This is a genomic window from Rhodococcus sp. Chr-9 (assembly GCF_000801125.1).
Lineage (GTDB): Bacteria > Actinomycetota > Actinomycetes > Mycobacteriales > Mycobacteriaceae > Rhodococcus > Rhodococcus pyridinivorans.
Genome location: NZ_JTIZ01000043.1, coordinates 36,901 through 49,035, shown reverse-complemented (window position 1 = coordinate 49,035; position 12,135 = coordinate 36,901). Strand labels below are relative to the sequence as shown.

The following is a 12,135-nucleotide window of genomic DNA, read 5'->3' as shown; positions in this document are numbered from 1 at the left end:
CGACGCGGCGTCAGGAGGCGCGTCGCGCCCGGCATGCTCGGCGCGTGATCGACTTCGACGAACCGTTCTCGGGACGCGCGGCACTCGCTGCCGGCGTCGTCACGCGGCATCGGCTCGCACGCGACTTCGTCCACCTCCACCGCGACGTCTACATCCGACGAGAGATCCCGGCCACCCCGCTGCTGCGTGCGAAGGCGGCATGGTTGTGGTCGCAGGGCCGCGGCGTCCTCGCGGGAGTGTCCGCCGCTGCCGTGCACGGCACTCGATGGCTCGACCCGGATGCGGCGGCCGAACTCGTCCGCTCCGATCACGTCCGGTCGGCGCCGGGCATCTCGGTCCGACGCGCCCCGAAGCTCGACACCTGCGTGGTCGACGGGATGTTCGCGACCACACCGGCGCAGACGGCCTTCGATCTCGCCCGACGAATGCCGTTCGATCGGGCCGTCGAAACGATCGACGCGCTCTGCAACGCGACCGGCCTGAAGGTGCCTGAGATCGAGGAACTCGCGACGAGGAGCAAAGGCGCACACGGTATCGGTGCCGTGCCGCGGGTGCTCGCCCTCGTCGACGGTGGGGCTGCGTCACCGCCCGAGACCCACACGCGTCTGCTCCTCGTCCGTGCCGGTCTCCCACCGCCGGAGACCCAGATCGAGATCTTCGACGGCGACGTGTTCGTGGCGCGAGCCGACATGGGATGGAAGCAGTGGCGGGTGCTCGTGGAGTACGACGGCGTGCAGCACTGGACCGACCCCACTCAGCGCACCCGCGACATCGATCGGTACGCGGTGCTGCCCGAACTGGGGTGGACGGTCATCCGGGTCGGCGCCGACCTCCTCTACCGGCGGCCCGAAGTCTTCGTCGAACGGGTGCGGCGTGCTCTGGGAGCGGCCGGTGCGCCCGTCTGAGCAGAACTTCGGGGAGGTTGTGTGCGTGTTTTTCGAGAAACGCGAACACAACCTCCCCGAACTTTCGACGGGCAACGCTATTCGGTGCGGAGGAGGTAGAAGCGGAAGAAGCCGAAGTCCTCGATGGGGAGCACGTCGACCTCGGTGAAACCGGCATCGAGGGCATAGCGGCGCAGGGTCGCGGGACGCATGACGGTGCCCGTCGCGGCGCTCGGGGTGTGGCTCATACCGTCAGGGAGGCAGATGGTGAGGCTGTAGCCGTACATGAGCCGTTCGACGTCGTCGCCGGGCGCGGTGAAGGTGTCGGCGACCGCTTCGTCCATGACGATCATGAACCCGCCGGGTGCGAGCGACCGCCGTACGGCAGCCAACACTTCGACCGGTCGGGGCATGTCGTGGACGCACTCGAATGCGAAGGCCGCCTGGAAGTTTCCATCGGGCAGTTCGGACGCGTCGCACTGCGTGAACGTGACGCGTTGCGTCACATCGGCATTCTCCGCGAGGTTCGACCGGGCCATCTCCACCGACGGGGCGTCGATGTCGAAGCCGTGAACCTTCGCATCCGGATAGGTGCGCGCGATCGTGATCGTCGACCATCCCCCGCCGCAGCCGATGTCGGCGATCTGCGCGCCCGGCTGACCGAGCACCCGGTCGACCTCCGGTACCGACCGCAGAGCATCGGGCAGCGCCTTCTCGAACAGCGGCCTGTTCGCGTCGGCCTGCGACTCGCACACGTCGCGGCCGAACTGGCTCCAACTCACGCCGCCACCGTTGCGGTACGCCTCGAGCAGACCGGGAAGCTGCATCGTCGCGCCGACGATCATCCGGGCGAGCGGCGCCATGTACGCCAGGCTGTGCGGATCGGTGAGTACCTCGCGACCGACCGCAGACAGCGTGAAGCGTGGGGGATCGCCGTCGTCGACGTCGAGCAGACCGGTCAGAGCCTGCTGCTCGAGCCACTCGCGGGTGTACCGCGGGTGGGTTCCGGTGCGTTCGGCCAGTTCGCCGGCCGTCGCAGGTCCGTCGTCGGCGAGGCTTCGGTACCAGCCGAGACGGTCGCCGATCAGGATCGTGAGGGTGTCCATGGTGCCGAGGACGGAATCGAGGACGCGCTGCGCGTACGCGTCGACGGAATCGAGGTGGACGGAGGAAGTCGTCGAGGTGGACATACGGATCATCTCCCGAGGAGAAGTGGATGTCGTCCCCACCATCGTCGCCCCCGGATCCCCGGATGTCACCGTTCCGTCGGGAGTTGCTCCTCCGCGCCGGACTCCTCGGACGACCGCACGAAGTCGACGAAGGCGCGACCGGCCTTCGACAGCGAGGCCGGGTCGAACACCAGTCCGTACGACTGCGCGAAGGTCGGCTCGCACGGACGGACCACCGCGACGTCCTGCGCCGACTCGGCGAGCGTCCGTTCGACGAACGACCCACCCAGACCGGCGAGCACCATCGGCAGGCGGGCCTCGCGATGATCGGTGAGCACGGAGATGGGACGGCGCACCTCGGCCTGCCGCATTGCGTAGTCGATCGCGTCGCTCACGGAGCCACCGCCGCGCGGCACGAACACCATCGGGATGTCGGGGAGCTCGGCCAAGGACAGCGGCCCGGGTGGCAGGTCGGTGCCGGGGGGATAGGCGAGCCAGTACTCGGTCTGTCCGAGCTCGATGATCTCGAGACCCACCTCGTCCTCGACGGGCAGATGGGTGACGACGAACTCGCAGTAGCCGTCGTGGATGACCGACGCGGTGAACTCCTCCGCACGCAGATCACCGAGGCGCGCGGTGACTTTGGGATGGAGACGGCGGAACTCGGAGACCAGGTCGACGATCGGGCCGGTTGCGAGAGCGGGGAAGACCATCAGATCCAGTCGGCCCGTCACCTCGGTCGTCGACACGGTGAGCAGCTCTTCGACCGCGTTCACATCGCGGAGGATCTGCCGGCTCGGGCCGATCAGTGCCTTGCCCGCCGCGGTGAGCACCATGCCGCGCCCGATGCGGTGGAACAACTGCACCCCCAGCTCGCGCTCGAGGCTGCGCAGTGCCTGGGAGACGGTGGGCTGGGCGACGCCGAGCTCGGCGGCCGCGCCGTTGATGCCGTCGTTCTCCACGACGGCGAGGAAGTATTCGACCTGACGGAACTCCATGTCGTCACGCTTCCCAGGGGGTGCCGGTGGTGGTCGCCACGAATGCGGCGGCAGCGGGGGACAGATCGCCGGGTCGCATCACCAATCCGACGGGACGCCGGAACGGTGGGTCCAGGGGCCGGACGACCGCACCGGGGATCTGCTTCTCGGCGACGCGACGCGGCACGATCGTCCCGGCGGTGCCACGCTCGACGAACTGCCACAGGGCTGCCTGGTTGGCGCAGTCGACGACGACGTTCTGATCGCCGAGCAGTTCACCGGTGCGTGCGGCGCTCGCGCGGGAGCCGAGGTCGAGGACCAGCGGGAAGTCGCGGACCTGGGCCCGGGTGACGGGGTCGGGCACGTCGGCGGCGAGGTCGGGGTGCACGGCGAGCACCATCTCCTGCTCGAGGACCGGAACGGTGATCATGCCGGCGTGATCGACGGACAGGTCGGTGATGCCGATCTCCGCCTCGCCGCGGCGCAGCGCCGCGTGGACTCCGGGAGGGCCTTCGGCGTCGTTCACCCGCACGGTCAGGTTGGGGTAGCGCCGACGGAAGCGCTGGACGAACTCGATGACGGGGTGGATCGAGAACGTCGCGAAGGTGACGATCTCGACACGACCGGCCTGGAGATCGCGCACCGCCGCGACCTTCTGTTTCGCCCGCTCGACGTCGGCCAGGATGCGGCGTGCGGCGCCCTCGAGGACACGACCGTCCTCGGTGAGGGTGAGCCGTCGGCCGGTGCGGTCGAACAGGGTCGTGTCGAGGCGGCGTTCGAGGGTGCGGATGGCCTGCGACAACGACGGCTGCGAAATGTAAAGTGCCTGAGCAGCTTTCGTGATCCCGCCGTGGTCGACGACCGCCACGAAATAGGTCACGAGGTGCAAGTCCACCCGATTATCGTAGGTGACGCTCAGAACCGTCCCGGACGCAACCGTCAGGAAGGGGTGTCTACCGGGCGCGGTACCCGCCATCCGCCGGTGAACGACGGCTCGCGTTTGTCGACGAATGCACGCATCGCATCGGGGGCGTCGGTGGCGTGGTTGATCGCCTGCGAGCGGGCCTCGTTCTCGAGTGCTTCGCGGAGCGTGAGCGACGAACCCTGCTCGAGCATCCGCGCCGACATGCTCNCCGCGACCGGCGGGGCGGCGGCCAGCCGCGCGGCCAGTTCGGCGGCGCGACCGGCGAGGGCGTCGGGCTCGACGAGCTCGGTCACCAGGCCCAGGTCGTATGCTTCCTCGGCGCACACGATGTCGGCGAGCATGACCAGACGCTTCGCCTGGTGCAGTCCCACGAGGCGCGGCAGGATCCACGACCCGCCGAAGTCGATCGACAGTCCGCGCCGCGCGAAGATCTGACCGAACTTCGCGGTGCGGGAGGCGACGACCACGTCGCACAGCAACGCCATGTTCCATCCCGCGCCCACCGCATACCCCTCGACCTGCGCGATCAACGGCTTCGAGAACTCCGCGACGGCGAGCGCCGTCTCGTTGATCTCCCGCATACGGTCGAGGGGATGGGTGAAGTCGCGCCGCTCCATGTCGGCACCGGTGCAGAAGTCACCACCGGCGCCGGTGAGGATCACGGCGCGGACGGAATCGTCGTGCTGGAGCGCACCGAACGTCTCACGCAACGACCGCCACGCCTCGACCGTCATCGCGTTCTTGCGCTCCGGTCGACTCAGTGTGATCGTGGCGACCGAGCCGTCCTGCGCGACCAGAACATCCGACATTCCTACTCACCCTTCCAGACCGGTGCGCGCTTCTCGGCGAACGCCCGGGCGCCTTCCTTGGCGTCGGCCGACGCGAAGACCGGGTCGATGAACTTGCGCTGCGCGACGAAGGCGTCGGGGTCGGTGTAGTTGGCGGCCATCGCGACGACCTGCTTGGTGGCCTTGACGGCGAGGGGGCCGTTCGCCGCGACGCGGGCGGCGAGTTCCTTTGCCACGGTGAGTGCTTCACCGGGCTCGGTGACGCGGTTGACCAGGCCGTGCTGGTGGGCGACCTCGGCGGTGAGTGGGTCACCGGTGATGGCCAGTTCCATCGCGAGCGGGTAGGGGAGGATCTTCGGCAGGCGCAGCAGGCCGCCGGCCGCCGCCGCGAGTCCGCGCTTGACCTCGGGGATACCGAACTTCGCTTCGCGCGACGCGACGATCAGGTCGGCGGACAGGGCGAGCTCGCATCCACCGGCCAGGGCCCAGCCCTCGACTGCGGCGATGAGCGGCTTGCTCGGCGGTGCCTCGGTGAGGCCACCGAAACCGCGGCCGGGGATCGACGGGCGCTCCCCGCGTGCGAACGCCTTCAGATCCATTCCGGCGCAGAACGTTCCGCCGGCACCGGTGAGGATGCCGATGGTCAGGTCGGGGCGTGCCTCGAACTCGTCGATGGCCGCGGCCAACGCCTCCGAGACCTCCAGGTTCACGGCGTTCTTGGCCTCGGGGCGGTTGAGGGTGAACACCGCGACGCCGTCGGCGAATTCGGTGAGGACAACGCTCATGTCAGTTTTCCTTCGTATGGGTCGGAGTGGAGAGAGTCCAGTGGGCGGGAGTTCCACCGTCGGAACGGATGTCGCCTCTATCGGCGAGAACGAGCAGATGGGCCTGGGTTTCGCGGACGGCGAGTCGCTGCAGCCGGGGATCCATCACATCGATAGGACGCGACCACGTGACGCGGGTCGTGATCTCCCACGCCGTCGACTCGGGCCTGGACGCGACGGCATCGCGGATCTCGTCGAGACGGACCTCGTGGTGGTCCATGAGTTGGCGTGCGCGTTCGGTGACTCCGCGGAACCGGTACTCGTGGGCGGGCAGCACCTCGCAGTCCGGCAGAGCCGTCGTCGCATGCAGCGACAGCAGGTAGCGGTGCAACGGGTCGCCCAGTTCGCCGGGGCCGGAGGAGATGTTGGGGCTGATGCGCGGGAGCATGTGGTCGCCGCTGAACAGCAAGTCGCGGTCGCGGTCGACGAAGGCGAGGTGACCGGGCGTGTGGCCGGGCGTCCACACCGCTTCGATGTTCCACCCGGGCAGATCGAGTCGATCACCATGAGCGAGAACGACATCCGCGCTCTCGCCTCGGGGGAAGCGGACGAGTTCGAAGCGGGCGGCCTCGACGACCTCGGGCGGTGCGCCGAGTCCGGTGAGGTCTACGCGCCATGCTTCCTTGTCGGCGGCGGCGTCCTCCGGGGTGAAGTGCCCGAGGGCGGCGGCGTCGGCGGCGTGCATCGCGATCACAGCGCCGGTCGTTTCCTTCAACCGGGGTGCCAGACCGAAATGGTCGGGATGCAGGTGAGTGATCGCCGCGTAGCGCACCTCGGTGATGTGATGGCCGGTCGCGGCGACACCGGCCACGAGGGTGTCCCACGACTCCTCGGTGTCCATACCGAGGTCGATCAGGGCGAGGCCGTCGTCGAAGGCGAGCGCATAGGACAGCACGTACCGCAGCGGGTTCTTCGGCATCGGAACCGGAATCGACCACAGTCCTGGCCGCACCTCTTCGACCGGTGGCAGTACGCCGGCCGCCCACGCTTCACGCTGGACGGTACCGAGATCCTCGGTGACGATCATGACGTCGTTCCTTCCCGTGCAGGAGCGAACTCGTCGCGCAGTGTGCGCTTCAGGATCTTGCCGCTGGCGTTGCGAGGCAACTCGTCGACGAAGTGGATGTGCCGGGGCTTCTTGTAGGAAGCAAGACGTTCGACGGTGAACTCGAGGAGTTCGGCCTCGGTCGGTGTCTCGGCTCCGGGCGCGACCCGCACGACGGCGGTCACGGCCTCGCCCCACCGGTCGTCCGGAACTCCCACCACTGCGACCTCGGCGACGGAAGGATGTTCGGAGATGACCGATTCGACCTCGATCGGGTAGACGTTCTCACCCCCGGAGATGATCATGTCCTTCACGCGGTCGGTGACGAACAGGTAGCCGTCCTCGTCGATGTGCCCGGCATCGCCGGTGCGCAGAAAACCGTCCTCGGTGAACAGGGCGGCGTTCTCGGCCTCGCGTCGCCAGTAACCCTGTGTGTTGTTGCGCGACCGGCTCACGATCTCACCGGTTTCGCCGCGGGGGAGCGGTTCGCCGGTGGCGAGGTCACGGATCTGGACCTCGATTCCCGGCAGCCCGGTGCCGGCCGAACGTAGGAGGTAGGAGCGCGGACCGTGCGGGTCGTGGTCCTCGGCACGTAGCGCTGTGAGGGCGCCCATCGTCTCGGTCATCCCGTAACGCTGCACGAAGCGGCAGCCGAGGGTGTCCATGGCGCGGGCGAGTTGCGTGGGCGTGATGGGAGAGGCGCCGTAGGCGACCAGACGCAGCGCCGACAGGTCGTAGTCCGACAGGTCGGGCATCTCCACGAGCATGTTGATCACCGACGGCACGAGGAATGCGTGGGTGATGCCGTGCTCGGAGATGGCGGCCGCCACCAGGTTCGGGCGCATCTCACCGAGCAACACCAGGTGCAATCCCGCCGACAGGGTCGTGCTCATCCAGCCGGCGCCGGCGATGTGGAACAGGGGCAGCGCGTCGAGGGACACCGAGTCCTCGGTGAACTCGTACAGCGCGAAGTTCTGCGGTTCGTTGAACAGGTTGTGATGCGTCGCCACAACACCTTTGGGTCGACCCGTGGTGCCCGAGGTGTAGAGCTGCAGCACCTCGGTCCGCGGGTCGTCGCCGAAGCCGGGGTCGATGTCGTCACCGGAGGCGACGAAGTCGTCCCACGACCGTGCACCGGGAACGGTGGAGGCGTCGCCGACCACGACGATCTGTACGGCGGGCAGGACTGTGGCGGCAGCGCGGGCCGATGCGGCGAACTCGTCCTCGACGATCAGGACGTCGAGCTGCGCGTCGTCGGCGATGTCGGCGATCTCGCCCGGGTTCAGGCGCCAGTTGAGCGGGGTGAAGACCAGTCCGGCCTTGGCGCAGCCGACGAACGAGGACGCGCCGGGTAGGCCCATGCGCAGCAGTGCGCCGATGCGCTCGGACGTCGCCGGAACGGTCGCGAGCGCCGAGGCGACCCGGTTGGTGAGCGCGTCGAACTCGGAGTAGGTGAGTGTGGTTCCGCCGGAGCTGACCGCCGCACGATCCGGATGTTCGACTGCCAGCTGCCGGATTCGGTTGGGAAGGTGCAACTCGCTCACATCACGCTCCTGATCGACACGGCCGACGCGCGGACATGCCGTCCACGCCGTTCCAGTCGATCACGATCGTGACTGCTGCCACAAAGACCTGCAGCCGTACGCAACGTTAGGGCAAACCTATGGGCGCGTATCGAGACCGACGTCGTGTGCGAAATCCCCGACGGGTCTCGCACACGACGTCGGTCTCGAGGCGATCGATCAGTCGATCTGCAGTTCACCCATCCGGCCCCACTCGGTGCCCGGAATCTCCGTGTTGAGGATGCGCGGGGTCTCGACCAGCGCCGGCCGCATTGCGTCGAGCCCCCTGCGGAAGTGATCGGACTTCACGTGCTCGGATCCGGCGTCCCCGTCGCGGAACGCCTCGACGAGAACGAACTCGGACGGATCGTCCACGTTGCGGGACCAGTCGAACCACAGGTTCCCGGGTTCGCTGCGAGTCGCCTCGGTGAACTCCGCGGTGGTCTCGAGCCAACTGTCCTGGTACTCGGGCTTCACCTTGAAACGGACCACGATGAAGATCATCTTGCCTCCGGTCGGTAGATGTTGGAGGGACGGATCGTCCCTTCGTCGAACATATCGCCGTACTCACCGGTGAGGGCGTCGAATCCGTGACCGAGCGGCAGACCCCCACGAGGCAGCCCGACACGGACGTTCCGTCAGCCGCTCGTAGGACCCCCGCCACACCCATTCGACCGGTCCCTGGCGGAATCGGCCGAGCCACCAACGGGATCCGACGACCATCACCGCTCCCACCGCGATGTACACCGCGATCGTGAACGGGACCCGCATGGCGGGGTCTACGGTCTTCGCCAGACCGAATCCCCAGTCGTAACAGAGCACCGACGCGACGATGTTCTGCAGGATGTAGCAACTCAGCGCGGTCCGCCCGATGCGTTCACAGGCGGTGCCGACCGTGCCGGTGGTGGACCTGCCGATGTAGAAGTGGGCGATCCACGCCAGCAGGCCGAGCGCGACGAACGGGGCGATGCCGTAGCGCGCTGCGAATACACCTGCGGCACCGCCGAACAGACCCACGGCGAGGTCGAGCGGTGCTGCGATCGCCCCGACCACCATCAGCCGCCGGCGCAGCACCGCACCTCTGCTGTCGAACAGCCCGGAGGAATACAGTGCGGCGCCGGTCAGGAACAGCGCGACCGTCATCGGGATCACGAAGATCACCTCGGCGCGGAACGCAGCGGCGTTGTCCACGCGGAAGACGATCATGTCCCACCAGGTGGCGGTGGTCAGCTCGGGGGTCTCCGCATTCGGCGGTGAACTGGCGAGCGCCACGACGAGCGCGGTCACGGCCAGCGCGTGAACAGCGACGGCCGTACCCGCGACCCACAGCCGCACACGACGGGAGGAGATCACGAGCCCGCACACGAGCATGGACGTCAGCGCATACCCCATGAGGATGTCGAACTCGGCGACGAGCAGGTAGTGCACCACCCCGTCGACGAAGAGCAGGGCGGCGCGTACCCGGTAACCGCCGGGCCACGGCCGCCCCGCTCGCTGAGCGGACGCCGCCTGCACGGCCAGGCCGATCCCGAACATCAGTGTGAGCAACCCGAGGAACTTTCCCTGCGCGAGTTGCATGAGGATGCGTTGCGGCCACGGATCGGTGCCGATCGAGGCGAGATATCCGACGATCCCGGCGGGGTCGGTGAAGATCCAGACATTGGCGGCGAAGGTGCCGAGGATGGCGATCCCCCGGGCCACGTCGAGGGCGAGGATACGTTGCTGTCGCGTCGTCGAACCGGTGACCGTCATGATCCTCACCATGCGATGCGGCGGGGTCGGCGCGCGTCGGCCGACCGGGGGATGACGGGTCCTCCATGCGGGTGACCCGCGTTCGGTGATCTCCCCGAGAGCAGACATCGGCGAGGAGAACAGAGCAGGAACTGTCGGGTCCCGTGAGCCTCGGTGATGTGAACATGGAGCCATGCACGAAACCCCCACCGAGCTCGCCGACCTCCAGGTGCTCCTCGACACGTCGCTGTCCCGGTCCACATCCCACCTGAGGTCGATCGTCGACGAGTCGCGGACCCTCACGGCCGAGCAGCTCGTCGAGGTGCTCACGGGCATGTGCGTCCTCTCGCTGGCGACGGTCACCGCCGGCGGGGAACCGCGCATCAGTGCTGTGGACGGACATTTCCTGCACGGCAAGTGGTACTTCGGCACGGCCCGCAACGCCGCCAAGGCCCGGCATCTCGCCGCGCGTCCCGCGGCCAGCGCGGCGCACATGCGCGGGGAGGACCTCGGCGTGTTCACACACGGCCACGTAGAGATTCTCAACCCGCGCGGCGGTGAGCCGGCCGACGACTGGCCCGAACTGCTCGCCTACCTTCAGTCGTTCTACGGCGGGGACGCGTTCGATTGGAGCGAGGCGGTGGTCTACTACCGCCTGAACCCGCACTGGATGACCGTGTACGCGCCCGATGTCACGACACTCGTCGATCGGCGCTGATCCCTCTGTGCGAGGGGACGATCAGTCCGGAAGCGAACTACCACCCAGCGCGCCGCGCAGATGCTCGGTCTCGGTGGGCAGGCTGTCGGGAACGAACGTCCATCGGCCTCCCGTCCACGGATCGGCCAGCTCCCCGTCGACTGGAAGCTTCTGCGCCTCGTCCCACAGGATCTCCGCGACCCGATCGTCCGGGGGATCACCCGCGAGGACGACCGAGACCCGGCCGGCACTGCCGGTACGCGCGATCCGGACGATCTCGAGCAGGTCGTCGTGGTCGTAGCCGTAGGGGAACCCGGCGAGGACCAGCAACACGGGTGAGGCGGTCTCCGCGTCGACCTGCCGGGCGAGCGTGTCGAGGTCCGCCGCGTCGGCCAGCCCCCGGAGTCTGGCGGGGACCCGCGACCGGTCGTGGACGGGCGGTCCGGCAAGTCGGGCTGCGGTGAGGGGTTCGAGTGCGGGCAGCGTCCGCCCGGGATCGACGAGGTGCAGCAGGGTGTCGGGCCGGGCCGTGAGCAGTCGCACGACCACGGACGACACGACGGGACCGAGGTCGGCGGGGTCGCCGTCGATCCACAACGGTCGCGTGAGCGGTGCCGGCAGGCACAGGGGGATGCGCAGCGGACCCAGATCGGGCGCCGTCACCTCACCCACCCGCACGCCGTCGCTCGGCAGGTGCAGGTGCATCCAGGCCGGGGAGATCCAGGATGCGAGTGCGGGCGGCAACGTCGCGTCGACGGTGAGCAGTTCGGCGGCGAGCACCGCGCTGTCGTCGCGGTAGCGGGCCTCGGCGACACCGACGAGCTCGTCGTAGCGCTGCTGCGCACGCGCCCGGGCACGGTCGGCCTCGGGCTCCATGCGCCGGGCGGGATCGGCCACCGCCGTCGAGAGTTCGTCGTCGAAACGGTGCTGGGCGAACTCCGCACTCGACGTGTACGCGGCGGCCGATCGGGCGGCGTCCTCGAAGATCTGCCACAGCACCTCGAGAGGTGAGAGGCCGATGACCGGGCCGGGCCCGGGAGCGGCCACCTTCTCCGCGTCGGAGGGTGACTCGACCTCCACCCCGTGCGCGGTGAACATCTCGGCGAGTCCACCGGCGTATCCCTGGCCGAGGGCGCGGATCTTCCATTCGTCGTGACGACGGTAGATCTCCCAGCACAGCAGCGCCGTCTCGGTACCGACCGCCGGTTCCACGTGAAACGACGCGAGGACGGTGCCCGCCGCGTCGCACAGCGAGGTCGACACCGCTGCGGGTCGCTCGCAGCCGACCGCACACAGCACGCGTGCGCCGGGACGGACCGCGTCGACGTCGACGACGATCACCTTGCCCTCGAGCCGAACGCCCGCCGTCGTCGGTTGGTTGTAGAACACGACGTCGTCGGAGGACGCCACCTGCAGGCCGTCGTCCACGACGAACGCGCACACGTCCAGAGGGACGGATGCGGTCGCCGTGAAACGGGCCGTGCGGGTCGGCAGCGGGGCGTTGCGCCCCGCTGTGAAGAGTTCGCCCACCGG

The 12,135-nt window shown here is 68.5% G+C and carries 12 protein-coding genes and 1 pseudogene; 2 read left to right on the top strand and 11 right to left on the bottom strand.

Translation table 11 applies throughout. The features are described from left to right. The first annotated feature begins 44 nt into the window (after positions 1–44). On the top strand, positions 45–905 hold the full coding sequence (locus QR64_RS04685) for an endonuclease domain-containing protein (protein WP_039584363.1): 861 nt from the start codon (positions 45–47) through the stop codon (positions 903–905). Positions 906–982: 77 nt separating this feature from the next. On the opposite strand, the gene QR64_RS04680 is transcribed toward QR64_RS04685, so the two are convergent. The 10 genes and pseudogenes from QR64_RS04680 to QR64_RS04640 all read right to left on the bottom strand — a co-directional run bounded on the left by QR64_RS04680 (position 983) and on the right by QR64_RS04640 (position 9,938). Beyond that, entirely contained in the window at positions 983–2,083 is a 1,101-nt protein-coding gene (locus QR64_RS04680) for a class I SAM-dependent methyltransferase (protein WP_084222284.1), read from the bottom strand. Between the two features lie 56 nt (positions 2,084–2,139). Further along, positions 2,140–3,051, bottom strand: a complete 912-nt coding sequence (locus QR64_RS04675) for a LysR family transcriptional regulator (protein ID WP_019290612.1) — start codon at positions 3,049–3,051, stop codon at positions 2,140–2,142. Between the two features lie 4 nt (positions 3,052–3,055). Further along, positions 3,056–3,925, bottom strand: coding sequence for a LysR family transcriptional regulator (locus QR64_RS04670; RefSeq protein ID WP_006550724.1), 870 nt, complete (start codon positions 3,923–3,925; stop codon positions 3,056–3,058). A gap of 44 nt (positions 3,926–3,969) precedes the next feature. Continuing rightward, positions 3,970–4,162, bottom strand: a pseudogene (locus QR64_RS27565) (enoyl-CoA hydratase); the annotation flags it as partial. Between the two features lies 1 nt (position 4,163). Beyond that, a partial coding sequence (locus QR64_RS04665) for an enoyl-CoA hydratase/isomerase family protein (RefSeq protein WP_235367014.1) occupies positions 4,164–4,764 on the bottom strand: 601 nt, incomplete at its 3' end. Positions 4,765–4,766: 2 nt separating this feature from the next. Then, positions 4,767–5,528 carry a crotonase/enoyl-CoA hydratase family protein gene (locus QR64_RS04660; protein ID WP_006550723.1) on the bottom strand — a complete coding sequence of 254 codons (762 nt, stop codon included), beginning with the start codon at positions 5,526–5,528 and terminating at the stop codon, positions 4,767–4,769. 1 nt (position 5,529) lies between these two features. Beyond that, positions 5,530–6,594, bottom strand: coding sequence for an MBL fold metallo-hydrolase (locus QR64_RS04655; RefSeq protein ID WP_006550722.1), 1,065 nt, complete (start codon positions 6,592–6,594; stop codon positions 5,530–5,532). Further along, positions 6,591–8,156 carry a long-chain-fatty-acid--CoA ligase gene (locus QR64_RS04650; protein ID WP_006550721.1) on the bottom strand — a complete coding sequence of 522 codons (1,566 nt, stop codon included), beginning with the start codon at positions 8,154–8,156 and terminating at the stop codon, positions 6,591–6,593. The genes QR64_RS04655 and QR64_RS04650 overlap by 4 nt, the downstream gene beginning before the upstream one ends. Positions 8,157–8,354: 198 nt before the next feature. Continuing rightward, the gene (locus QR64_RS04645; RefSeq protein WP_039584361.1) at positions 8,355–8,678 is read right to left on the bottom strand and encodes a putative quinol monooxygenase; all 324 of its coding nucleotides are present in this window, start codon (positions 8,676–8,678) and stop codon (positions 8,355–8,357) included. 63 nt (positions 8,679–8,741) lie between these two features. After that, a complete protein-coding gene (locus tag QR64_RS04640; protein WP_235367019.1) occupies positions 8,742–9,938 on the bottom strand; it encodes a DUF418 domain-containing protein in 1,197 nt (398 codons plus the stop codon). A gap of 160 nt (positions 9,939–10,098) precedes the next feature. Between QR64_RS04640 and QR64_RS04635 the strand changes: the two genes are divergently transcribed. After that, positions 10,099–10,623 (top strand): pyridoxamine 5'-phosphate oxidase family protein, encoded by a 525-nt coding sequence (locus tag QR64_RS04635; protein ID WP_039584358.1) that lies wholly within the window; start codon positions 10,099–10,101, stop codon positions 10,621–10,623. A gap of 21 nt (positions 10,624–10,644) precedes the next feature. On the opposite strand, the gene QR64_RS04630 is transcribed toward QR64_RS04635, so the two are convergent. Continuing rightward, a complete protein-coding gene (locus QR64_RS04630) occupies positions 10,645–12,132 on the bottom strand; it encodes a TerD family protein (RefSeq protein WP_039584357.1) in 1,488 nt (495 codons plus the stop codon). Positions 12,133–12,135 lie beyond the last annotated feature (3 nt).